At 41.9% G+C, this 25,437-nt stretch carries 23 protein-coding genes; 21 read left to right on the top strand and 2 right to left on the bottom strand.

What is annotated here, in order from left to right; genetic code table 11:
* Positions 1–138 precede the first annotated feature (138 nt).
* From C0V77_RS12535 to C0V77_RS12580, 10 genes are all read left to right on the top strand, one after another.
* The gene (locus C0V77_RS12535; RefSeq protein WP_101726706.1) at positions 139–702 is read left to right on the top strand and encodes an AraC family transcriptional regulator; all 564 of its coding nucleotides are present in this window, start codon (positions 139–141) and stop codon (positions 700–702) included.
* Positions 703–792: 90 nt separating this feature from the next.
* Positions 793–3,204, top strand: coding sequence for a heavy metal translocating P-type ATPase (locus tag C0V77_RS12540; protein ID WP_101726707.1), 2,412 nt, complete (start codon positions 793–795; stop codon positions 3,202–3,204).
* A gap of 90 nt (positions 3,205–3,294) precedes the next feature.
* A complete protein-coding gene (locus C0V77_RS12545) occupies positions 3,295–4,251 on the top strand; it encodes a cation diffusion facilitator family transporter (protein ID WP_050377127.1) in 957 nt (318 codons plus the stop codon).
* A gap of 54 nt (positions 4,252–4,305) precedes the next feature.
* Positions 4,306–4,695, top strand: a complete 390-nt coding sequence (locus C0V77_RS12550) for a hypothetical protein (RefSeq protein WP_050377128.1) — start codon at positions 4,306–4,308, stop codon at positions 4,693–4,695.
* Positions 4,696–4,964: 269 nt separating this feature from the next.
* Entirely contained in the window at positions 4,965–5,345 is a 381-nt protein-coding gene (locus tag C0V77_RS12555; RefSeq protein ID WP_143706086.1) for a hypothetical protein, read from the top strand.
* A gap of 69 nt (positions 5,346–5,414) precedes the next feature.
* Entirely contained in the window at positions 5,415–5,753 is a 339-nt protein-coding gene (locus C0V77_RS12560; protein WP_101726708.1) for a four-helix bundle copper-binding protein, read from the top strand.
* 170 nt (positions 5,754–5,923) lie between these two features.
* Positions 5,924–6,433, top strand: a complete 510-nt coding sequence (locus C0V77_RS12565) for a plastocyanin/azurin family copper-binding protein (protein WP_101726709.1) — start codon at positions 5,924–5,926, stop codon at positions 6,431–6,433.
* Positions 6,434–6,541: 108 nt separating this feature from the next.
* Complete coding sequence (locus tag C0V77_RS12570) at positions 6,542–6,787, top strand: heavy-metal-associated domain-containing protein (RefSeq protein ID WP_050377132.1); 246 nt, start codon at positions 6,542–6,544, stop codon at positions 6,785–6,787.
* 69 nt (positions 6,788–6,856) lie between these two features.
* The gene (locus tag C0V77_RS12575; protein ID WP_101726710.1) at positions 6,857–7,312 is read left to right on the top strand and encodes a helix-turn-helix domain-containing protein; all 456 of its coding nucleotides are present in this window, start codon (positions 6,857–6,859) and stop codon (positions 7,310–7,312) included.
* 109 nt (positions 7,313–7,421) lie between these two features.
* A complete protein-coding gene (locus tag C0V77_RS12580; protein WP_101726711.1) occupies positions 7,422–8,492 on the top strand; it encodes a flavin reductase family protein in 1,071 nt (356 codons plus the stop codon).
* 63 nt (positions 8,493–8,555) lie between these two features.
* Here the strand turns inward: C0V77_RS12580 and C0V77_RS12585 are convergent, their stop codons facing one another.
* Together C0V77_RS12585 and C0V77_RS12590 are read right to left on the bottom strand one after the other, a co-directional pair.
* Positions 8,556–8,867: a hypothetical protein gene (locus C0V77_RS12585; protein ID WP_101726712.1), complete on the bottom strand. Its 312-nt coding sequence runs from the start codon at positions 8,865–8,867 to the stop codon at positions 8,556–8,558.
* Positions 8,868–8,912: 45 nt separating this feature from the next.
* The gene (locus C0V77_RS12590; protein ID WP_101726713.1) at positions 8,913–9,179 is read right to left on the bottom strand and encodes a hypothetical protein; all 267 of its coding nucleotides are present in this window, start codon (positions 9,177–9,179) and stop codon (positions 8,913–8,915) included.
* Positions 9,180–9,386: 207 nt separating this feature from the next.
* On the opposite strand from C0V77_RS12590, the gene C0V77_RS12595 reads away from it, so the two are divergent.
* The 11 genes from C0V77_RS12595 to C0V77_RS12640 all read left to right on the top strand — a co-directional run bounded on the left by C0V77_RS12595 (position 9,387) and on the right by C0V77_RS12640 (position 25,272).
* Entirely contained in the window at positions 9,387–9,962 is a 576-nt protein-coding gene (locus C0V77_RS12595; protein ID WP_101726714.1) for an AraC family transcriptional regulator, read from the top strand.
* 243 nt (positions 9,963–10,205) lie between these two features.
* On the top strand, positions 10,206–11,276 hold the full coding sequence (locus tag C0V77_RS12600) for an efflux RND transporter periplasmic adaptor subunit (RefSeq protein ID WP_101726715.1): 1,071 nt from the start codon (positions 10,206–10,208) through the stop codon (positions 11,274–11,276).
* A 3-nt stretch (positions 11,277–11,279) separates the two neighbouring features.
* On the top strand, positions 11,280–14,411 hold the full coding sequence (locus C0V77_RS12605; RefSeq protein ID WP_051230734.1) for an efflux RND transporter permease subunit: 3,132 nt from the start codon (positions 11,280–11,282) through the stop codon (positions 14,409–14,411).
* Between the two features lie 9 nt (positions 14,412–14,420).
* Entirely contained in the window at positions 14,421–15,716 is a 1,296-nt protein-coding gene (locus C0V77_RS12610; RefSeq protein ID WP_027384321.1) for a TolC family protein, read from the top strand.
* Between the two features lie 100 nt (positions 15,717–15,816).
* Entirely contained in the window at positions 15,817–16,383 is a 567-nt protein-coding gene (locus C0V77_RS12615; RefSeq protein WP_027384322.1) for a DUF2652 domain-containing protein, read from the top strand.
* A gap of 115 nt (positions 16,384–16,498) precedes the next feature.
* Positions 16,499–16,924 carry a Fur family transcriptional regulator gene (locus C0V77_RS23590; RefSeq protein ID WP_027384323.1) on the top strand — a complete coding sequence of 142 codons (426 nt, stop codon included), beginning with the start codon at positions 16,499–16,501 and terminating at the stop codon, positions 16,922–16,924.
* 164 nt (positions 16,925–17,088) lie between these two features.
* Positions 17,089–18,492, top strand: a complete 1,404-nt coding sequence (lpdA, locus tag C0V77_RS12625; RefSeq protein WP_034671907.1) for a dihydrolipoyl dehydrogenase — start codon at positions 17,089–17,091, stop codon at positions 18,490–18,492.
* A gap of 118 nt (positions 18,493–18,610) precedes the next feature.
* The gene (locus tag C0V77_RS12630) at positions 18,611–19,027 is read left to right on the top strand and encodes a hypothetical protein (RefSeq protein WP_027384325.1); all 417 of its coding nucleotides are present in this window, start codon (positions 18,611–18,613) and stop codon (positions 19,025–19,027) included.
* Positions 19,028–19,187: 160 nt separating this feature from the next.
* Positions 19,188–19,523, top strand: coding sequence for a DUF6660 family protein (locus C0V77_RS23595; protein ID WP_394330690.1), 336 nt, complete (start codon positions 19,188–19,190; stop codon positions 19,521–19,523).
* 120 nt (positions 19,524–19,643) lie between these two features.
* Positions 19,644–23,960 (top strand): CusA/CzcA family heavy metal efflux RND transporter, encoded by a 4,317-nt coding sequence (locus C0V77_RS12635; RefSeq protein ID WP_091520422.1) that lies wholly within the window; start codon positions 19,644–19,646, stop codon positions 23,958–23,960.
* Position 23,961: 1 nt separating this feature from the next.
* The gene (locus C0V77_RS12640; protein ID WP_027384837.1) at positions 23,962–25,272 is read left to right on the top strand and encodes an efflux RND transporter periplasmic adaptor subunit; all 1,311 of its coding nucleotides are present in this window, start codon (positions 23,962–23,964) and stop codon (positions 25,270–25,272) included.
* The last annotated feature ends 165 nt before the right edge of the window (positions 25,273–25,437 follow it).

Consider the following 25,437-nt stretch of genomic DNA (forward strand, 5'->3'; position numbering starts at 1 on the left):
GAAGATTTTGGCAGTTTTCCCTTATGAAAATACTTATCTGCATCACTTAGTCGCTCATAATCAATAAATACTTAATTTTTAATCTTAAATTTGTGATTGCGTATTGATGCAACAAAATGAATTGTGATTTAGCGAAATATGAGTACATTATTTATCAAAAATATGGTCTGCAACCGTTGCATCCTCGTAGTTCAGAACGAACTCGACAAGCTCGGCATAGCGGCTAACAATATAAAACTGGGCGAAATAACCCTTGAAAAAGATTTAACCACAGCAGAGCGTGAAGCATTGGAAAATGTTTTAGACCCTTTGGGCTTTCAGGTCATCGACGACAAGAAGAGCCGGATGATTGAGAAAATAAAGAACGTTATCATTGACCTGGTGCACCATCAGGACAACGATGCGAAGACCAATCTTTCGGACGTGTTGAGCGATGCGCTGCACCACGATTATAACTACCTTAGCAACCTGTTTTCCGATATTGAGGGTACGACTATCGAAAAGTATTTTATCGCACAGAAAGTTGAAAAGATAAAAGAACTGTTGGTGTACGATGAGCTGTCGTTGAGCGAGATTGCCGACCGTATGAATTATTCGAGCGTGGCATATTTGAGCAACCAGTTTAAGAAAGTAACGGGGCTTACACCGAGCCATTTCAAGCAGATACGGGAAGACAAACGCAAGCCACTGGATAAGGTTTAAGTAAATCTTACAAATCAAACCCAGAATTTCACAATAACAGTCCTCTTTATTGTTGCCACCTTTGCATTATGAAAATAAAGCAATCGAAATATGGCAACAAATAAAGAAACAATATACATTCCTTTAGAGGATGTAGAAAGCGAGCACTGTGCATTAATCGTTGAAAAAGGACTTGCACAGGTAAAAGGCATAGAAACCCATCAGGTAGAGCTAAATAACCGCAGAGCGGCTATTACCGTAAATGATAATGAGGTAGTAGGCGAAGCTGTAAAAGCAATCAAAGATTTAGGCTACGGCGTTCCGACCGTTAAACAATCCTATCCCGTTTTAGGTATGACCTGTGCATCCTGTGCAGGCAGTGCCGAAAGTATGGTAAAATACGCTCCGGGTGTGGTAAATGCCGAAGTGAATTACGGTACAGGCAATCTTACCGTCGAGTTCCTGCCAAATATGACCAATTCCGAGCAAATCAGAAAAGCGGTGCAGGACGGCGGTTATGACCTTTTACTTGAAGACGAGAACAAGCAGCAGGAAACCTTAGAAGCTATCCACGCCGAAAAATTCAGAAAACTTAAAAACAAAACCATTTGGGCGGTAATCTTATCGCTCCCGGTAGTCATTATCGGTATGTTCTTTATGGATATGCCCTATGGTAATGAAATAATGTGGGCATTCTCCACTCCGGTAGTGCTTTGGTTAGGAAAAGACTTTTTTATCAATGCGTGGAAGCAGGCGAAACATCGTTCTGCCAATATGGACACGCTTGTAGCATTGAGTACAGGTATTGCTTACATATTCAGCGTGTTCAATATGCTGTTTATGGACTTTTGGCATCAAAGGGGTTTACACGCTCACGTCTATTTTGAAGCAGCAGCCGTTATTATCGCATTCATCCTGTTAGGTAAGCTATTGGAAGAAAAAGCCAAAGGCAACACCTCATCAGCTATTAAAAAGCTGATGGGCTTACAGCCGAAAACAGTTATCGTGATAGAAGCTGACGGAACCGAAAGACAAAAAGCTATCGAAGATGTAAATGCAGGCGACATTATTTTGGTTAAGCCGGGCGAAAAAATCGCAGTGGACGGAATGGTCGTATCGGGCAACTCGTATGTAGATGAAAGTATGCTAAGCGGCGAGCCTGTTCCGGTACTGAAAAAAGAGAACGAAAAAGTATTTGCAGGAACCATCAACCAAAAAGGCAGCTTCCAATTTAAGGCGGTAAAAGTGGGTAAAGAAACAATGCTTGCCCACATCATCAAAATGGTACAGGATGCACAGGGTAGTAAAGCTCCGGTACAAAAACTGGTAGATAAAATCGCAGGGATTTTCGTTCCCGTGGTTATCAGCATTGCCATTCTTACATTTATCCTTTGGTACTTCTTAGGCGGCGACAATGGCGTTGTACAAGGTCTTTTAGCAGCCGTAACGGTACTGGTTATCGCTTGTCCTTGTGCTTTAGGTTTGGCTACACCTACCGCTATTATGGTGGGCGTTGGTAAAGGTGCTGAAAACGGTATCCTGATTAAAGATGCGGAAAGTCTGGAACTGGCGAAGAAAGTAAACGCTATCGTACTGGATAAAACCGGAACCATTACCGAGGGAAGACCACAGGTTACAGGCATCCAATGGCTAAACAATGAGGATGCGACCAAAGATGTTTTATTGAGCATCGAAAAGCAATCGGAGCACCCATTAGCGGAAGCCGTTGTGAAAAATTTGGAGGGCGTTTCCACCACTGTATTATCAAACTTCGACAGTATCACAGGTAAAGGCGCAAAAGCCGATTACAACAACGATACTTACTATGTAGGTAATAAAAAACTGTTAGCCGAAAACAACATTACCATTGCCGACCAACTGCAACAGCAGGCGGACGAATGGGGCACACAGTCTAAAACCGTTATATGGTTTGCAAACAGCAAACAGGCTCTTTCTGTAATCGCTATTTCCGACAAAATAAAAGAAACATCGGTAGCGGCTATCAAGGAAATGCAGGATATGGGCATCGACCTGTATATGCTGACCGGAGATAACGAAGCTACGGCAAAAGCGATTGCATCGCAAACAGGCATCAAGCACTACAAAGCGGAAGTATTGCCACAGCACAAAGCAGACTTTGTAAAAGAACTGCAAGCACAGGGCAAAGTGGTAGCAATGGTGGGCGACGGTATCAACGATAGTACCGCACTGGCGACCGCCGATGTAAGTATCGCAATGGGTAAAGGTTCGGATATCGCAATGGACGTGGCTAAAATGACCATCATTTCATCAGACCTTACCAAAATTCCGCAGGCGATTAGATTGTCAAAACAGACCGTTGCGACCATTAAGCAAAATCTGTTTTGGGCGTTCATCTACAACCTTATCGGTATTCCGATTGCCGCAGGTATTCTTTACCCGATTAACGGTTTCTTACTGAACCCGATGATTGCAGGTGCAGCGATGGCTCTAAGTAGCGTGAGCGTGGTAAGTAACAGTTTACGCTTGAAGTGGAAGAAGTAAATCTTACAAATAAAACACGGAATAACGAACTAAAATAAAATGTTTTGCTGCTGAAATTTGCAGCAGAAAAACAATAATTATAAAAGAAATATGGGACACGACCACGACCACGGGCACAGCCATTCGCACAGTGCGAATAAAAAGACCCTAACTATTAGCTTAATTATCATTACGGTGTATATGGCAGTAGAAGTAATCGGCGGATTACTGACTAACAGCCTTGCACTATTAGCCGATGCGGGGCATATGTTGAGCGATGCGGTATCATTGTTCATTGCATTGATGGCATTTAAGTTCAGCAGCAAGGTAGCCGACTACGGCAAGACCTACGGCTACAAAAGATTTGAAATATTAGCGGCTGTTATCAACGGCGCAACGTTGATACTGATTTCAGGTTATATTATTTACGAAGCGATAGAACGCTTCCAGAACCCGCCGGAAATTCAATCAAGCGGTATGCTCATCGTGGCATTCATCGGCTTACTCGTTAATGTGCTTGTAGCCTGGATAATGATGCGTGGGGCTGACGTAAAAGAAAACCTGAATATGCGGGGAGCCTACCTGCACGTTATCAGCGATATGCTCGGTTCGGTAGGTGCTATCATCGCAGCTTTACTGATTATGTTCTTCGGTTGGGGATGGGCAGACCCGTTGGCAAGCGTTATTGTTTCGATACTGGTATTGCGAAGCGGTTACTTAGTTACCAAATCATCGGTACACGTACTGATGGAGGGCACACCGGAGAATGTGGAAGTAGAAAAGGTAACAGAAAAAATCCTGAAGACCGAGGGTATCAACGGTATGCACGACCTGCACATCTGGACGATTACAAGCGGACTGAATGCGCTTACCTGCCATTTGGTGGTGGATGAAAAAATGACGATTGGCGAAAGCGAAACATTGCTCCGCAAAATCGAGCATACATTGGAACACCTGAACATTCATCACGTGACTATCCAGTTGGAAACATCTGCCCATACGCACGATAATTCGGTACTGTGTACGGTAAAGGCAGACCCGTCGGGACACGACCACCATCATCATTAATCCTAATGGAACACGGTTTATTATCAAGTTTTAATCTCTAAAAAATAAATAAAAATGAAAGTGAACAAACTATTGATAGGCGCATTCGCCTCGTTAGCCATCTTCTTAGCATCGTGCGGTGGCGATACCAAAACAGCAAAAGACGGACACGCACACACCGAGGGCGACGGGCACGACCACGCTACGGAACAGGTGGTTGAAAAACCTGCCAAAAAAATTGCAGCTAAAGACAGGAACGAAAAAGGCGAGCTGATTGATGCGCACGGGCATTTGATTACAGGCTGCCCAGGTCATAAAGAAATGGTAGGTTCAGAGGGCGATATGTGCCCGAAATGTGAGTATATGACTATGATACCTATCACTTGGGACATTACCGGGGTTGATACCGTAAGGGTAACAACATTGGCTGACTATAACCCGCCTGCTGACAAACTGAAAAAATAATGTAGAACTTAGCTTTATTGCGTTTGCTAAAACGGTGGTTCCTTAATTGGGGTTGCCGTTTTTTTGTGCCCGCCACATCCGTAAAAATTACAAATCTTAGCAGTCATATCGCACTTTCAAGCCCTTAGCCGATAAGTAGATTTGTATATGGTCTAACTTTTACGGGAGGTAATTTCCTAATGACGAACAACGATATAAAAAATGCGAACCTTGTCCGAAAATCCATTGAAAACATAAGGGCGGTTTTAACGGAGAAGAACATACAGGACGTGAAAATATCCGACATTACATCGGTTGCCAAAATCTCCAGAAGCAAATTTTTCAGCTTCTTTGGCGGGATTAATACGCTGTTGGAACTGGTGCTGACCGAGGAACTGGTCAGGAGCTATGAACTGATTGCGTTGAGCATCAAAAATCAGGAGGACAAAAAGAACTTAGAGGTAGAAATGAGCCTGCTGCGGATTATCTACATCAGGAAGAACCGCATACTCTATAATTACTACAAAATTTCGGAACTCTTACCGAGCCGATACGACGAACTGAAAGAAGCCCTATCCATTAAGGAACAAAATTTGCAGTCGGATATACTAAAAGAGCACGGTGTGGAACCCAACGGTTTAAACTGGAAAAATGCTTTTGGCGTTTACTAAAGTAAACTTAAAAAGAACCAAACCGGGCTTCAAATGTTTTAAATTTAGTAATCACAAAAATTAAGAGATATGATACAGACTAAATTCCAATCGTGTATAGAAGCCTGCCTTGACTGTGTGGCTATTTGTAATCAGTGTGCCATTGCCTGTTTAAACGAAAAAGATGTAGCGCATCTGAAAAAGTGCATTCAGCTTAACCTCGAATGCGTTGCCATTTGCCAGGCGGCAGCCAACGTACTAAGCCTTGACGGGAAGTTGAGCAAAGACATTTGCAAACTTTGTGCGGATATTTGCAACGCTTGTGCCGAAGAGTGCGAGCACCACGCAGGTATGGGTATGGAGCATTGTAAAGAATGTGCCGAAGCGTGCAGAAAATGCGCACAGGCTTGTGAGAAAATGGCAGCTTAATACTGTCCTTACCGTTTCATACAAAATACAGAGGGTTCTTGCAGCCCTCTTTTTTTGTGCCCTGCCCAATCAGTAAATATCACAAATCTAACAAGGAAAAACGTAATAAGGAACCGCCCCGATGTGCGGAAATTTGCACTATCAGATAACAAATAAAATCTCAAATAGAAATGAAAAAGTTAGTGTTAGCATTGTCGGTAATCGCATTTACTGCCTGTAACAACAATCAGCAAAAAGAACAGACCACACAGGAGAGCAATCAGCCTGTAACAGAAGAAACTGTTGCCCCGGCAGAAACAGGGAACGAAAACGTAATTACCATAAATGGCGGCGATGATATGAAGTTCGACAAAACCGAACTGAAAGCCAAAGCGGGCGAAACCGTAAAGCTCATTTTAAAGCACGTGGGTAAAGCACCGATTGAGGCAATGGGGCACAATGTTGTCATTCTTGCCCAGGGTACAGACTTCAACGCTTTTGCCAATGCTGCGATAGATGCTAAGGACAACGGCTACATACCTAAAGGAATGGAAAACGCCGTAATCGCTAAAACGGATATGATTGGCGGCGGGCAAACCACTGAAATTACCTTTACGGCTCCGGCTAAAGGTTCGTATGATTTCCTGTGCTCGTTTCCCGGTCATTATATCTATATGAAAGGCAAACTAATCGTAGAGTAACACGGCAATTTCAAAATCAGTAAAAATCACAAATCTTACAAGGAATACCATAATAGTAACAACCCGTTTAATACGGAAATTTGTATAACAATAAAAAATAAGTTCAAAATGAAAAATGTAGAATTAAGCATACCAGATATGCAAAGTGCACACTGCCAGTCAAGAGTAAACGGAGCAATCAAAGACATTGACGGCATTAAAGTAGAAAAATTGGAAGCAGGAAAATTATCTGTTTCGGTTGAAAACGACGAAGTAAAAGAAGAGTTGGTTGAGGCGATTGAAAAAGCAGGCTACAAAGTTGGCGGCGATGACAGCGATAAGGCTTCAAGTTGTTCAACAGGATGCTGCGGATAAGTTTTGGGCAGTCCCGGAGAGTGTACGCAGGTACATCTTCGGGATTTTTTACCAAAGCTACTCCAGCGTATGAAACAGTTAAAAACCTCGTTCCATAAATTGAAAGCTATGTTACATCAACAAAAATCAGGCGACTGTTCGGACATAATGACGAAAGTTTGCAATGTAGCAGACCGGATTATACAGAACCGATTGGACACAGGTACATCTGCACCGTTTGCCGTGCAGCTTACAAACGAACTGAAAACGGATTATCAGCAGTTGAACAATCTGTTTCTCGTTAAATGCGATATGAGCCTTGAAATTATCTATATCAGGCGTATTATCGAAAAGGTAAAAGAGTTACTGGTGTACACCGAGCAATCGTTGTCACAAATCGCTAAAGCGTTGGGCTATCAGAAGCCAACTGAACTATCCGAGCAATTAATGACTTACACAGGATTAACATCTGCCCATTTTAAGCAGATACGAAAAAACAAGCTCGAAATCATCAAAAGACAACAGGAAAAGCAAAACGGACTATAATTGTCAGAACAGCAAACTTTTAAATAGAAGTCTTGATGAAACCTCGCTTTGTGTACAGAAGCAGAGGTTTTCTTTTTATCAGCAATGCAAGACAGGAAACTACCCAGGAATGAAGAAATACACGTGGCGAACACATAAAATTACAAAGGAAACAGAAGATACCATTACCCTATACTTTGACACGGAGCAGCAGGCATTTACTTACTTGCCCGGTCAGTACCTCAACATCAGGCTTACCATAAATGGCGAACTACTTATACGTTCGTATTCGTTCAGTTCGGTGCCTTCTGACGAATTTCCTGCCATTACTATCAAAAGGGTTACTGGTGGCAAGATGAGCAATTACATACTGGATAATGCATACCATATCGAAGCCTGGGAAATAGAAGCCCCCTTTGGCAGCTTTGTCTTGGAAGAGCAGATAGCAACCCAATCCCAAATCGTACTGTTGGCAGGTGGTAGCGGCATTTCACCTTTGTTCTCAATGCTGAAAAGTATTGAAAGCAGCAGCCAAATTCCCTTACTGTTGTACAGTAACAAAACACCGGAAGAAACCATATTTTGGAATGAATTGGAAGCGATGCGGGCAGCGCAAGAACTGAATATTTGTTATTCCTTTACCGCACCCGATTTTATTTCCACCAAAATCAACCACGTTGCAGGCAGGTTTAATCTGCTTGTTTTACGTTCGGTCATTAAGAGACTTGTTGGCGAGGTTCAGGCAGCCCATTACTTCATCTGCGGACCAAATGGGCTGATGGATTTGTACCGGGATGCCTTAATGGGTTTGAACATTCCCAAAGACCATATCCATTTGGAATACTTTGACCCGGTTCCGTTGGATCCGGGCGATTTGGAAACGGATGGTACTGCCAAAGATGTGATTGTAAACTATTACGAGGATTATTACGAAAACGATGAAAAGCAAACCTATGAATGCACTTCACTCATTGAGGTGCAGCCGAAGCAGTCGCTTTTGGATGCGATGAAAGAGCATCATATCAAAGTGTCAAGTTCCTGTAAAAACGGAACTTGCGGGGCTTGTTGGGCAGTAAAAACAGATGGCGAAGTTAGGATGCTCCATAACGGCGCATTAACAGAACAGGATATGGCAGAGGGAATAATTTTGCTATGCCAAAGCTATCCGATGAATGCGGATGTTTGTGTTACGATACAATAACAACCTTATCATACATAGGGCAAAACGATTGCTTTGCCCTTACGTTAGTTATTAATTGGGGTGTCAATCTTTCTTTAGTGCCAGTTTGCGGAGCATTGCCGTACTCATACTATCCGTGTAAGCTCCGTAAGCCGTAACCAAAATGCCTTTTAATCCGTCTTTCGATGCAATACCATAAACCGTAGCTTCATCGCTTGGGTTGCTTTCGCCCTCATAGCGATAGACCTGTTCAATTTCAAAATCATCAACAGTATATTTGTTGGCGCCACAGATTAAACAGTTCTCTTCGAGATTGAAATCCACATTATAACCTTCGTTGCGTAGGTTCTGTATCGCTACTAAAACCGTAGCATATTTGTACGTTACATTTGTCATAGTAATTGTATTTTAAATTGCTGTTTATCGTTCCCGACTATCCTGTCAGAAATCTTCTTTCAGCAGGTCTTTGAGTTTTCTGTGCTGTATGCACAGTTCGGCATACATTGTTTTCAACCTGCTGTTTTCTTCGTTTAAATTTACCAATTCTACAAGAATATCCATCCCTAAATCCTTGTATTTGTGTTTCAGTTCAAAAATGTTAGTGCCGTAAACGCCGTATTTCTCAAAAAGCTCCAGTCCGCTTTTGCCTGCGTTGTAATCTTTAAGCACCTTTAAAACCTGATGTTCGTTAATCTTTTTATTCTTCATTTTATACGGATGTTGTCTGTTACAAAATTCCGTAAGATTAGCGGGAGCAGCTATGTACTTTTCCTTGTTTAGTTTATGATATTTAATGTTGCTGCACCCGATTTCATAAAATTTCACAAAACAAAGCCGGAATATCATAATAGTTTGTCGGTGGCAAATGCAGAATTTTGACTATTGAATAAAGGAACTTATACACTTTAAAAAGCTATGACACTATTAATAAAAGGAATGGTGTGCAATAGATGTACGTATGTTCTTGAACAGGAATTAACAGCTTTGGGTTTTGAGGTCTTGGATATAAAACTGGGGCAAGCCATCATAAAAGATACGGCAGACTTTTCGCAGAAGTTGGGAGCAATCAAAACTATGCTGAAAAGCATCGGCTTAGAGCTGATGTACGACAAGAACCAAAAGACTATAAACAGGATAAAAGAGTTGGTGGAGAAAGGTATCACGTTGCAACTGCAAAGCGGCACACCTACCAAATTCACAACCTTAATCAGTAGCAAGCTGCACAAGAACTACGATACATTGAGTGCCTTATTTTCTTCGGTGGAGGGAATAACGCTCGAAAAGTACATCATTCATCGGAAGATTGAAAAGGTTAAAGAACTTTTGGTACATACCGAAATGTCGCTAACCGAGATTGCCAACGCACTGGGGTACAGCAGTCAGGCATACCTTTCCAACCAGTTGAAAAAACACACTGGGTTTACGTCAAGCTATTTCAAGCAGGTAAAGCAGGAACAGGGGCAGAACGTTACTATGCAGATGGACGAATAGCATACTCCGCATTGAGGCTTTTTCAATCCATTCGCAGGCATTTTGCTATTTTTTAATGCGAGCATCAGAGCTACTGAAACATCAGTAGCTCTGTTTATTTCAGGCAGATACCCACCAATCAAAGAAGTAAATTTCACAACTTTTACCCGTCATTTCGTATAGCTGCGCCTTAGCTGTAACCCGACCTTTGCCCTGTATTTAAAAGTTTAATTAAACAAAGAAGCGTAACAAAATAAATGTAAGATGAGAACAAGTAAAATTGGTTTGTTATCCCTCTTCATAATCGGAGCAGGATTGATACAGAGTTGCAAACAAAAAGAAGAAAAACAGTTAAAAGATGAGCCTCCGGTAGTCACCGTAGCCACTATCAGCAGTTCGGAAACCGAGCAATCCGTTTCCTATTCGGGTTCTATTGTACCCGACAATATGACCACCGTAAGTTTTGCCGTTCCCGGAACGATAAACAGCGTGGGCGTGAATGAGGGGCAACGTGTTAGCAAAGGACAGTTCCTTGCAAGCATTGATGCCACCGAGTACGAAGCTGCATTGCAGATTGCCAATGCCAGCTTAGACCAGAGCCAGGATGCGTTTAGAAGATTTGATGAATTGTATAAAAAAGGAAGTTTCCCTGAAAAGGACTATATCGACATCAAAACTAAAGTAGCACAGGCGGAAGCCAATAAAAAAATCAACCGCAAGCGTATTACCGACAGCCGTTTGCATTCACCGACCAATGGTATTATAACCGTTAAAACTGCCGAGGTTGGCGGTATGGCAGCACCTGGCGTTCCTGCCTTTACCATCGTAAAAACGGACATGGTATATGCACAGTTTTCAGTACCGGAAAGCGAAATCGGAAGCTTTAAACAAGGGATGCAGGTAGATGTGAACATTCCTACACTGCAACGTGATTTCAAGGGTAAAATAACCATTATTAATCCCGTAGCGGACGAAATATCCAAAGCATTTACTCTTAAAGTTCGCTTGGACAATCCGGGCGGTGTCCTGATGCCGGGAATGATTACCGAAGTGCTTGCAGGAGTACCGGTAAAGGTTAAGCAGGTGCGTGTACCGCTTACTGCCATTGTGAACAATGTTGATAAAATCCCTCACGTTTACGTGGTAGATAAAAATAACATTGCCAAGTTAACAAGGGTCAGCGTTGGTAAAATTGCAGGCGACGACATCATCATAACAGATGGGCTAAATGAAAGCCAAACTATTATCCTTACCGGACAGAACAACGTGAAAGATGGTAAGAAAGTTAAAGCGCAAACTACATCGGTAACAGCATCAGCCCCAAAATCTGAATAATTTATGAAAAGAAAGATAAACCTCATTGAAGCGGCAATGAAATTTCCGCAAGTACCGATAGCGATTACTGTTATTATGGTGCTTGCCGGGCTGATTTCATTGATGACGATGCCGAGAAGTGAAGACCCCCGTGTAACAGTTAGACAGGGGCTTGTTGTGGCTTTCTATCCCGGAGCCGACGAAGAGCAGATAGAGAAAGAAGTAACCGACAAACTGGAACAATACCTGTTCGGTTTCGAGGAAATCAAAAAAGAAAAAACCCATTCGGAAAGTAAGCCCGGACAGGTGGTTGTAACGGTAGAATTGCAGGACTATGTAAAGGACACCAAAAAATTCTGGAATACCTTGCAGCACGGCTTGGATGCCAATATGCCTTTAGCATTGCCACGGGGTGTACAGGGACCGTATGTGAACAGCGATTTCGGCGATGTGGTCGTTCAGATGATTGCCGTATCAGCCCCCGGTCGTTCTTACGCCCAGTTGGAAAACTATTTGGATGAATTGGAAGACGGCATTAAGACGATACCGTCCGTTTCCAAAATCAAGCGTTACGGCGGTCAGAAGCAGCAGGTATTTATTACCCTGCGTGAAGATGTATTGAAGCAGTACGGTTTCGGTATCAACGAAATCACGAACACATTAAGCCAACAGAATGTTACTATTCCCAGTGGCGATATTGAAATTGACAAAAACCGTTTCCTGATTTTCACGGATGCACAGTATCAGAATGAAAATGAAATCGGGAACCTGATTGTATATAGCTCCCCGCAGGGCGGCAATATCCGTTTGCGTGATATAGCCAACATCGAGAGAAGATACGAAGACCTGAAAAGCAAAATTACCGTTTCAGGAAACGATGTAATGATGCTGACGGTAGAAATGCAGCCCGGACAGAACATTGTCGATTTGGGTAATGCGCTGACACAGAAAGTTGCTGAAGTAAAAGAAATCCTGCCATCAGATGTGCAGGTCAACACCATTGTTGACCAACCCAAAGTAGTTGATATGAACTTGGGGCATTTCTTTATCGAGTTCGGTATTGCCATTGCTGCCGTTATCTTGGTAGTAATGCTACTGCTGCCGTTCAGGGTTGCCACCATTTCAGCCATTGCAGCACCCGTTACCATTGCCGTAACATTCGCTATCCTCAACTTGTTGGGTATCGAAATGCACCAGGTTAGTTTGGCGGCAATGATTATCGTACTGGGGATGGTGGTCGATGATGCCATTATCGTAGTGGATAACTACATCGAGAAAGTGGACGAAAAAATACCGTCGTGGACTGCCGCTTGGCAGAGTGCCACACAGTTAATGGTTCCTATTTTCACGGCTACGCTTACCATTGTCCTATCGTTCCTGCCTTTGGCATTTACGCTTACCGGGCTTACAAGGGAGTTTGTGCAATGGATACCGATTACCGTAAGCATCGCTTTGGCGGTTTCGTTCTTGGTAGCCTTGTTCCTTACACCGTATATGTGTTACCACTTCCTGAAAAAAGGATTGAAGAAGCACGATGATAAGCCGAAAAAACGCAATTTCTTAGACTGGATGCAGGACGGTTTCGACCGTGCAATCGAGTTCTGTATGAAATGGCAGAAAACTACATTGGTAGCAGGTTTGGTTATCTTTTTCCTTTCTTTCGTGGTTGGCAGTCAGGTTAAAACCGAGTTTTTCCCTATCGTGGAAAGAAACCAGTTCAACCTTGAATTGTGGATGGATAACGGTACGAACATCCACGAAACCGAAGCAGCCGTTAAGAAGATAGAAAAGGAAATTGCAGGCGATAAACGCATTGTAAACACCGCAAGTTTTATCGGTACAAGCTCGCCCCGTTTCTACTCCACCTATGCACCTGAGCACCCACGGGAAAACTTTGCGCAGGTATTCATCAATACCACAAACAAAGATGCGACGGCAGAAATGATAGACGAGTATGTACAGAAATTTAATAACTACCTACCGAACGGTTATGTACGGGTTAGGCAGCTTAGTAAGAAGCAGCAGCCCGCACCGATTGAGATCCGTGTGATTGGCAAGGATATGACCGAGCAGAAAAAAGTGGCAAAACAGGTTGCCGCATTACTGGAAAACACCAAAGGATCTAACTGGGTACGCACCGATTATCAGAATGATTATGTAGGGCTGAAAGCCGTGGTTAAAGAAGATGTAGCGCTGCGTTTGGGCGTTACCAAAGCACAGATAGCACAGGCATTGGGAGCTAAGATAAAAGGCTACCCCGTATCGCAGATGTGGGAGGGTAATAAAGCCATTGATATTGTATTGCGTACAGACGAAAGCGACAGGGAAAATCTGGATGCTTTGGGCAATATGTACATCAACTCAACATTCGGTGCTAAGGTTCCTTTAAAGCAGGTGGTAGATTTACAACCGTCCTGGCATACCGGGGCTATTGTACACCGCAACGGGTTAAGAACCTTAACCGTTTCTTCTGAAGCACAGTTGGGCAGAAAACCCGCAGAAGTATTTGCAGAGGTACAGCCTAAAATTGACAGCCTGAAACTGCCGAAAGGCATTAAGATAGCCTACGGCGGCGAATATGAAGACGGACTGGAAAGCGGTCCAAAAATGGGAAAGGCTTTTATGATAAGTTTCGTGCTCATCTTCCTTGTTCTGTTATTCCAGTTCAAGCGTGTGGGTAAAGTATTCATTGTGCTGGCTTCGTTCCCGTTGAGTTTACTGGGTGCAATGTTAGGCTTGTTCCTGACAGGTTATGAGTTCGGGTTTATGGCAATCATCGGTATTACTGCCTTACTGGGTATAGTAGTTCGTAACGGGATTATCCTTGTGGACTATGCAGATGAACTGGTAAGGGAGCACGGGCACAGCATCAGGGAAGCAGCCCTGTTTGCAGCTAAACGAAGAATGCGACCAATCTTCCTTACTTCAATGGCGGCAGCAATCGGTTTGATACCGTTAATGGCGAGTGGTTCGCCGGAATGGGGACCGATTTCAAGTACCATTTCAATCGGTATTCTGGTATCAATGATTACCACATTGTTTATCGTTCCGGTACTGTATTACAGGTTCGTAAAACCACCTAAAAACAAACAGTTGGATGAGCAGCACGAGCGCAAAGCTGATACCGATGTTCACCACCAAAAATATTTATCATAAAAAGGCATTATGTTACAGAAAAGATATAAAACAGTCATAAAGGTTTTTATATGCGGTTTCGCTCTTTTGCAGGGAACAAACAACCTCTTTGCACAGCAGCAGCTAACCCTTGCGCAAAGCAAAGAACTGGCATTAAAAAAAAATAACAGGATAGGCAAAGCCAAAGAAGACGTAATTGCCACCCAATCCGACAAGCTGATTGCGGATGTGGCAGGCAGGCCGAAACTGGATGCTTCGGCGACCGCCTTTTACTTTGGCGAGCCATTAAACACTATGCTGCCTGAATATGGGTTTGCACCAATGGTCAGCGTTACACAGCCGATTTACACAGGCGGTAAGATTAAGTACGGCAAGCAGATGGCAGAAACCAATATACAGATGAGCAACGCTCAACAGCGATTGGTAGAAGACGAAGTATTACTGGCTACCGAAACCGCTTACTGGCTTATGGTACAGGCTAAGGAAGAAATCAAATTGGAACAACAGGTTAAAAAACAACTGGCTTCTCATTACACATTTCTTAACAACCAGTTTGAGGCAGGATTGATTTACAAAAACGATGTATTGCGGGCAAAGGTGCTACAGAACGAAAACGAAGCCCGTTTGCAGGCTGCGGAGAACAAGCTCATCTTAGCAAAAAGAAGATTGAGCCAATTAATCGGGATGGAAGACCCCACTGGTATAGACATAATCGATACATTGAGTACGGGGGACTTTTCTAAGCAGAGCATCTTGGAGGCTCCAGATGCAAACCGTCCGGAAATTGAGTTGGCAACCAATAGCATTAAAATGAGCGAGCTTACCAAAAGTATGCTCAAAGCCGACCAGAAACCATCGGTAGGTTTGTCGCTGAACGGAATGGCTGCCTTTGGAAAAGAGGGCATCAACTTTGGCGACCCGACTAAAAACCATATGCTTACATACTTCGGTATGTTGAGCGTTAAAATCCCGGTTTTCGATTGGGGCAGCAGAAAGGAAAAAGTAAAACAGCAGGAAGCTAATATACGTTCGGCTGAATACGGACTGAAAGAACTGAAAAGTCAAATCACTGTGGAGATCGAGCAGGCAATGCTTAACCTGCAATTGCAGGCTAACAATATTGATTTGATGCAGGCATCATTAATTGAAGCTGACGAAAACCTTAAATTGAGCAATGACCGCTTTAAAGCCGGAACCATTACCGGGGAAGATGTGCTTAGAGCTGAAACACTTTGGCAAAGAGCATACAGCAATATGTTAGATGCGAAAGTACTTTACAAAATTGCTGAAGCTGTTTATCATAAAACCATTGGTCAGATGAAATAGCTTTTTTTTAAATTAGTTAATGCTATGGGAATTGATAATACTCAAAATGTAGGGGCATTAAAAAAGCCCCTGCTTTTTTAATTAATATTAAGATGTAATAATGAAAGAACTTTACTCCAGTGAAGAAAAGGGTTTGTTAATGATACCTGACATATCGGGCTTTACAGATTTCGTTATCAAATCAAATATGTTTGTTGGCAAATACATAACAGAAAGTTTACTTAAAACAATAATGGACAGCAATATTCTTTGTATGGAAATTTCGGAAATAGAGGGTGATGCCATACTGTTTTATAAGTACAAAAACCTACCCACATTTGAGGAAACTTTGGTACAAATAGAACACACATACAAAGATTTTCAAAAAGAGCTACAACGCTTATCTAAACAATTAGCAATTGAAATCCCGCTTTCTCTGAAGACAATCGTCCACTACGGCAATTTTGCTAAATATCAAATTGGCACTTTTGAAAAGCTTTATGGTGCACCTGTTGTGGAAGCACATAAAATGCTAAAAAATCATATTGCTGAATATCCTCCTTACGCTTTGTTTTCTGACGCATTTTTGAAAGCAAATTTCAAAGAGCCTGAACAATCAACTGTTGAATACGACAATTGTGAAGACTGTAAATATTTGCCTGAAATTGGTTACATACATTACCTATAAAGTACAAACAGTAAATATCACAAATCTATCAAAGGAAATTACAATACTTATACAAAAGAACATTTCTAATTTTACAATAGACTTAAATTCAGTAACAAATACTGATAGAAGTAAAATGAAAAGTTTAGAAGAAAAATTATTGAAAAGGGGCATAAAACCCACTTCGGTTAGGCTGTTAATCTTTACAACAATGTCTGGCTTACAAAAGGCTTTCAGCCTGACTGATTTGGAAACCGAGTTAGAAACCGTCAATAAATCTACTATTTTCAGGACATTGAGCCTATTCCATGAAAATTTGCTTATCCATAGTATTGATGACGGCTCAGGATCTATAAAGTATTCTATTTGCAGTGACACCTGTATGTGTACGGTTGGCGAGCTACACGTCCATTTCAATTGTAACCGCTGTAAGAATACGTATTGTCTTGAAAGTATTTCAATACCAGCAATTCAGCTCCCAGAAAAATTTCTTTTGGACAGTGTGAATTTCGTAATGAAAGGTATTTGTAAAGATTGCTCAAGGTTCGTTAAAACAAAATAATCATTTTCATTTTTAATTAAATTTTGAAGCAGCCCTTACCAAATAGGGTTGCTTTAAATTTGCAACCATGTTCCAAAAATTTACTAATAAATTTAGAGAATAAATTATCGAATTAACACTTTCGATATTATAGAAATACTAATATAAAATTAAAAATAAAACCTATGGAAAGTCAATTTGATGTAATTATCATTGGTTCAGGACCGGGAGGTTACGTCACAGCAATACGTTGTGCACAATTGGGATTAAAAACCGCAATAATAGAAAAGTATTCCGTACTTGGAGGTACTTGTCTGAATGTTGGATGTATTCCATCAAAGGCTATGCTGGATAGCTCTGAACGATACCATGAAATAAAGTATAGCAGTGTAAATCACGGTATTGATGTGGACAATACGAGGGTTGATTTAAAAAGAATGATTGCCCGAAAAGCAGACGTGGTTTCCAAAATCAACGGAGGAGTAAGCTACTTGATGAAAAAAAATAAAGTAGAGGTTTTCCAGGGCGTAGGTTCTTTTAAAAATAAGAATACCATCTTGATAAAGTCTGAAACCGCAGAAGAAACCATTACCGGGGCAAACGTAATTATTGCAACAGGCTCAAAACCGGCCTCGCTTCCCGGAATTGATATTGACAAAAAACGGATTATCAGTTCAACAGAAGCTTTGAACTTAAAGGAAATTCCCAAACACCTTGTTGTAGTTGGAGGCGGCGTTATCGGTATGGAATTAGGGTCAGTTTATGGAAGATTGGGAAGCAAAATTACCGTAATAGAGTATGCAGGGAGCATTCTCGCTAATATGGATAAAAAAATGGGGGCAGAACTTCAAAAATCACTAAAGAAAAATTTAGATTTTGAATTTTTACTTGGTTATAAGGTAACGGGAGCAACCAATACCGGTGATAGTATTGCTGTAACTGCTGAAGACAAAAATGGTGATATTGTCACATTGGAAAGCGATTATTGTTTAGTGGCAATTGGAAGAAAACCCTATACTACAGGATTAGGATTAGATAAAGTAGGAATTGAACTCAATTCGAGAGGACAGATTTCTACAGATAAAAATATGGAAACAAATGTAAAAGGAATTTATGCCATCGGCGATGTGGTAGAGGGACCAATGTTAGCACACAAAGCATCGGAAGAGGGTATCTTTGTAGCTGAAATTATTGCAGGACAAAAACCACATATTAATTACAATACTATTCCAAGCATTGTTTACACCAGTCCAGAGGTCGCCAGTGTTGGTAAGACCGAAGAAGAATTGAAAACTTCAGGAATAAAATATAAAGTTGGTCAGTTCCCTTTTTCTGCATCTGGAAGAGCCATTACCAGTGGTAAAACTGAGGGCGTGGCAAAAGTGTTAGCAGATGCAAAGACAGATGAAATTTTAGGTTTCCATATAATTGGAGAGCGAGCTTCTGATTTGATTGGAGAAGCTACGGTTTCAATGGCATATAGGGCAGCTGCTGAAGATATAGCCCGCATTTCTCACGGGCATCCGACTTACTATGAAAACCTGCGTGAAGCTTGTCTTGACGTCGAGAAAATTGCAATCCATATATGATTAAGCTTGAAAATATAACTTTTTAAAAACAGCCATATAACAATATGGCTGTTTTACATTTGCAACCAGGTTCCTAAAATCTACTGATAAATTTGCTGTGTAAATAAAACTTATTACAATGGCAAATAGAAATATTCATACCAGAAGTACCGACACGGCTTACAGAAGCGACCATCCGTTTGAAGTGATTGCATTTGAATGTGCCGTACCCGAAAAAGAAACAGTGGTTACTTACACGGCGGCATTACAATCTCATTCTGTACATCCAATAGCAGGCAGCATTATTAAATTTTTACCACGGATTAATTTGTCTGATTTCAAAATCGAAAAGTTTGAAGCAATACCTGGTTACGGTATCAAAGGTTTCGTAGACGGACACGAAATTATCATAGGCAATTTGGCTCTTATGAAATTGTACGATTTCTATTATGATGAAAGTTTGGACGAATTGCAAGAACCGGTAATAATCGTTATGATTGACGATAGATATTCCGGTTGTTTTATAATGATGGATAATTCAGCCGGATTGATATAGAAGACGAAAGAATTGTAGAGAACAATAAACATAATCAGCAAAGACATATATTTCAAACAGAACAAGTTTATCAGTATAGCAAATCTCATCATAATTGTATTTAGTAAATTCCCTAATTAATCTAATAGTTATTAACGGTATTGAAGTTTAAAATTTAACTGTGAAATTCTTAACATTCATATTTAGTGTCTATATGCTCGGAATGGCAATACTTCCTTGCAGTGATGCTTATTACCGATGTGCCACCAATAATGTATCAGACAGTGTAAATGTTTTGGAACATAACCACAAAACTGAACACAAAGATTTTTGCAGCCCTTTTTGTAGCTGCCAATGTTGCGGTACAATTAATGGAGTTACACTGGATTTTAGGCTACCTGAAATCAATGAACTTGAGTTTCAGTCCACTGATAAAAGAAAAGTCCCTTTAAGAAATATATATATCTTATCCCAATATAACGGGAACATATGGCAACCGCCTAAGATTAATGTTTAAGTAATAACTGCTTAATTCTTTCACAGCGTTTCGATGAAACCGTCTGTATCGTATTTATATGCTGTCATTTTTAGAAAATGGCATCATGCAAGTTTGTATAAACATTAATCATAAATTCAAATGTTAGATAGTATAATTAAATTCAGCATCAAGAACAAAATCGTCATTGGTATAATGACATTGGTTCTTATCATTTGGGGCGTATGGAGTGCCACCAAATTGCCGATAGATGCCGTACCGGATATTACCAATAATCAGGTACAGATTATTACTGCCTGTCCTACACTGGCGGGTCAGGAAGTGGAACAGTTGGTTACGTTTCCGATTGAACAGAGCATCGCCAACATTCCCGATTTAGAAGAAACAAGAAGTATATCCCGTTTCGGGCTTTCGGTGGTTACGGTAGTGTTCAAAGAAAATGTGGACATCTACTTTGCAAGGCAGTTGGTCAATGAAAAACTGAAAGAAGCCGAAGAAAAAATCCCGAAAGGTATCGGCACGCCTGAACTGGCTCCGGTTAGTACAGGGCTTGGAGAAGTCTATCAGTACATCATCCACCCCAAAAAAGGCAGCGAGCATAAATACAATGCCAAAGATCTGCGTACAATGCAGGATTGGATTGTTGCCCGTCAGTTGTACGGCACACCGGGCATTGCCGAAGTAAACAGCTTTGGCGGGGAATTAAAACAATACGAGGTTGCGGTAAACCCCGACCGATTAAGAGCAATGGGCGTAAGCATTCCCGATATATTTAACGCACTCGAACAAAACAATCAGAATACGGGCGGTGCGTATATCGACAAAAAACCGAACGCTTATTTTATCCGTGGTGTGGGCTTAGCTACAACTTTGGAAGACATTAAAAACATTCCCGTAAAAATCACGGGCCATACCCCTATTTTTATTAAAGACGTAGCAGATGTGCGCTACGGTAGTGCGGTGCGTTATGGCGCACTGACCTACAACGGCGAAGTAGATGCCGTGGGTGGTGTGGTTATGATGCTAAAAGGCGAAAACAGTAACGAGGTCGTAAAACGGATAAAAGAGAAATTACCGACCATTCAGAAATCTTTACCGGAAGATGTAACCATCGAGCCGTATTTAGACCGTACTGAATTAGTAGGCAGGGCAATGGGCACAGTGGAAAAGAACTTGATTGAGGGGGCTTTGATTGTAATTTTTGTGCTTGTTCTGTTCTTGGGCAACCTAAGAGCCGGACTAATCGTAGCATCTGCCATTCCATTAGCGATGCTGTTCGCATTGGGAATGATGAACGTATTTGGCGTTAGTGCCAACCTGATGAGCTTGGGAGCTATTGACTTCGGTTTGATTGTGGACGGAGCCGTTATTGTGGTGGAAGCAACCCTGCACCATTTGGGCTTGCGGAAATCCACCAATAAACTGACCCAAAGCGAAATGGACGAAGAAGTATTTTTGTCCGCTTCCAAAATCAGGACAAGTGCCGCATTCGGCGAAATCATTATCCTTATAGTATATATTCCAATCCTGACTTTAGTAGGTGTTGAGGGCAAAATGTTCACACCGATGGCGCAAACCGTAGGCTTTGCCATTTTCGGCGCATTGATTTTATCCCTGACCTATATCCCGATGATGTGTGCATTATTCCTGCCGAAAAAAGGACACGACAAGCCCAATTTCAGCGACAAGTTTATGGCAAAGCTGCAAGGCTTCTACCAACCTTTGTTGCAGAAAGCAATCAGGGTAAAATATTGGTTGGTGGGCATTACCACTGCTGTATTTGTAGTTACCGTTATCCTGTTCAGCAGAATGGGCGGCGAGTTCATCCCGCAGTTGCAGGAGGGAGATTTTGCCTTTCACTGTATTTTACCGCAGGGAAGTTCGCTCAACCAAAGTATAGAAACGTCGATGCAAGCATCCCGTATCCTTAAAGAATTTGACGAGGTTAAAATGGTGGTCGGAAAGACTGGAGCCGCCGAAGTACCTACCGACCCGATGCCGCCTGAAGCTACGGATATGATGATTATTCTTAAACCACAGGACGAATGGAAAAACAAGAAAAGCTACAACGAGTTAGGCGATGAAATGATGGAAAAGCTGTCCGTTATTCCGGGCGTTTTCTTCGAGAAGAACCAACCGATACAGATGCGTTTCAACGAGCTGATGACAGGTATTCGTCAGGATGTCGCCGTAAAGATTTTCGGGGAAAATATGGATACGTTGAGCGTGTACGCCAATAAGGTTAGCGAAGTGGTACAGCAGGTACAAGGCGCCACACCGCCACAGGTGGAAAAAGTAAATGGTCTGCCACAGATCAACATCGACTACGACCGTACCCGAATGGCTAATTACGGGTTGACGATACAACAGGTAAACGATATTGTAAGCACTGCATTTGCAGGTAAAGCCGCAGGTGTTATTTATGAGAACGAAAGACAGTTTGACCTGGTCGTTCGTTTAGATAGTGTACACCGAAGTAGCATCGAAGACGTAAGGAATTTGATGATACCAACTAATACAGGCTATCAAATACCATTATCACAGGTTGCTGAGATCAACTACAAATTAGATGCTGCGCAAATCAGCCGGGAAGCTGGGAAACGACGCATTGTTATTGGATTTAACGTAGCCGGACGTGATGTACAAAGTGTCGTTTCTGACATTCAGCAGCAACTTTCCGAAAAAGTGAAATTACCCACAGGTTACTATTTTACCTACGGTGGTCAGTTTGAAAACCTAAAAAAAGCCAGTAACCGCCTTATGATTGCCGTACCTGTATCACTGTTATTGATTTTCGCATTGCTTTATTTCACATTCCGTTCATTTAAGCAGGCAAGTCTGATTTTTACTGCTATCCCGATGAGTGCCATCGGTGGCGTCTTTGCTTTAATGCTTCGGGGAATGCCTTTCAGTATCAGTGCAGGTATCGGCTTTATCGCTTTGTTCGGCGTAGCCGTATTGAACGGTATCGTATTGATAGGCACATTCAACCAACTGAAAAAAGACGGTTGGGATGATGTCATTAAACGAACAATCGAGGGTACGAAAATCAGGTTACGTCCAGTATTGATGACGGCAACAGTGGCATCACTGGGGTTCCTACCTATGGCAATCAGCACCAGCGCTGGGGCAGAGGTACAAAAACCATTGGCTACGGTAGTAATTGGAGGATTAGTAACCGCTACATTCCTTACACTATTTGTACTGCCATTGCTCTATATCATATTCAATTCTAAATTTAATTTAAAAAGTAGTAAAAGTGTGAAAACAACCGTAATCGTTCTCTTACTGGGCATCGGTGGTATGACCACTGCAAATGCTCAGGAAAGGATAAACATAGATAATGCTATCAATACCGCATTGCAAAGCAATGGACAGGTTAACGTCAATAAGTCGGAGATTGATGCGGCTAAATACAATGTAAAGACCGCTAACGATATACCAATGACACAGGTATTTGTAGAAAATGAAGATTTAAGACCATCGGACAAAACGGGTATATGGAAAATCGGACTTACGCAAAGTATTGCGTGGCCCGGCTTATATGCTGCCCGCAAGGACTATTTAAAAGCACAGCTTAAATATTCCGAATTGAATACAGAGGTTATGAATGCAAATATTAGGAAAGACGTTAGAACGGCTTATTACCAGTTGTGGTTTTTGCAGGATAAAAACCTATTGCTGAAAAGCCTTGACAGCATTTATACAAACCTCTTCAATACAACGCAGGTTCGGGTTAGAACGGGCGACGTGGCAAAGCTCGACCAGATTGCTGCAGATGCCCAACTCAAACAGCTAAAAGCCTACGTGGAGCAGAACAATAAGGAAATCGTAATACAGCAGCAACAGTTAATGGTATTACTCAACCGTAATGAATGGATGCTCCCGGTAGATGAGCCGTTGCAGAAATTGGAAACAGGCTTGTATGATGAAAATAATGTGCACCCAATATTGCAGTTGCAGCAACAAAATGTAAGCGTTGCAGCGGCAAATATCAAAGTACAGAAGAACAGCAACCTGCCCGAATTTTCAGCAAGGGTATTCAGCCAGAGATTGTACGGCGTTTCAGATCCTTTTACGGGCTTTTCGGTTTCAATAGGTTTCCCGTTATTTGGCGCAGGGGCATATAAAAACAAAGTGAATGTAGCCAACAAGGAAAAGGAAGTACAGGAAAACCTATTGTCTTACCAAACGCAGGTAATGGCAACGGACAAGAAATCTGCCATCGCCGAAATGGAAAAGAATATGGCTTTGTTGAGCTTCTATGAAACATCGGGACTGCAACAGGCAAGGGATATTACCGAAGCGGCATCACAAAGCTACCGTTCGGGAGAAATCAGCTTTGCGGAGCTAAGCCAGTTCTTAACGCAGGCAATCAATATCCGCCAGAATTATCTGGACGTTCTGAACAGCTACAATCAATCATCAATTCAATACAATTACCTTAATAACAAATAAGATGAAAAATATATCGAAAATGTTTTTGGCAGCACTCTTTGCAGTTTCCCTGACCGCCTGCGGAGATAGTCAGAAAAAGGAAAGCGAAGACGGTCATAACCACGATCCCAAAACGGAAGAAAAAGCCGATACAGGGCACGGGGACGAGCACGGAGCCGAAGAGGGTTCCGCAACCGTTGCGGCACTTACGCCCGAGCAGATTGAAGCCGTAGGCATCAAATACGGTGTCGTGGAAATGAAAGAACTAACCGCCACCATTAAGGCGAATGGTATTTTAAGTTTACCCAACAGTAGCAAGGCAAACGCTACCTCTTTATACGGTGGCGTAATAAAGTCTATTAATGTGCAGATTGGGGATTATGTGCGCAAAGGACAGGTTATTGCCACCATTGCCAACCCGCAGTTTATCCAGTTGCAGGAAGAATACCTGACCATCAACAGCAAAATAACTTTTGCCGAACAGGAAATGCAAAGACAAAAGGAATTGAACACGGGCAATGCCGGAGCATTGAAAAACCTGCAAAACGCCACCGCCGAACTCAATGCGTTGAGAACACGGAAATCCTCTTTGCATCAGCAGATACAGCTAATGGGCATCAATCCAAATTCGGTCAGCAACAGCTCCCTTAAATCCTCGTTGGTGGTTACAAGCCCCATTAGCGGAGCTATCAGCAATGTGTACGGCAAAATCGGTAGCTATGTAGATGTTTCTTCGCCCGTGGCTGAAATAGTAGATAATAGTTCCCTGCATTTGCATTTGAACGTATTTGAAAAAGATTTGCCTATGATGAAAGCCGGGCAAACCATACATTTTACGTTGACCAATAACCCGGTAAACGAGTATGATGCGGTTATTTACGGTATCGGTTCCGCATTTGAAAACGATAGCAAGACCATTCCGGTACACGCCCGTGTAAAAGGCAATGTAAAAGGGCTGATTGACGGTATGAACATCACGGCAATCGTTAGCTTGGACAATGTGCTCTCCCCGTCAGTGCCGAATGATGCCATTGTAGATGCGGATGGCAAAAAATACATCTTTGTCATTACCGACAAAAAGCCGCAGGAAGCTGAAGAAGAAGAGGGACATGGCGGGCACGACCACGGCGATGAAAAAACAGCACATAAAGAGGAAGCGGCGAACACGGTAAATTTTGAAAAAATTGAAGTAGTAGCAGGCGTTTCCGAAATGGGATATACTGTTATAACTCCTGTAAATGAAGTTACCAAAGAAGCAAGAATAGTCATAAAAGGTGCATTTTTTATTAATGCTAAATTATCAGGTGGTGGCGGGCATGCCCATGCACATTAATAGATTTTCACTTTACTGATAGGTTGTCCTTCCTAACAACCTATCAGTTAAAATATTGCTTTAAATCAGATGATTACTTAATCTTTTTCATTCATTAAAGTTATTTGCATTTGCAACCAGGTTCCCAAAAGCTAAGGGTAATTTTGTTTTGTAAATAACACTAAA

Source organism: Emticicia sp. TH156, assembly GCF_002855535.1.
Lineage (GTDB): Bacteria > Bacteroidota > Bacteroidia > Cytophagales > Spirosomataceae > Emticicia > Emticicia fluvialis.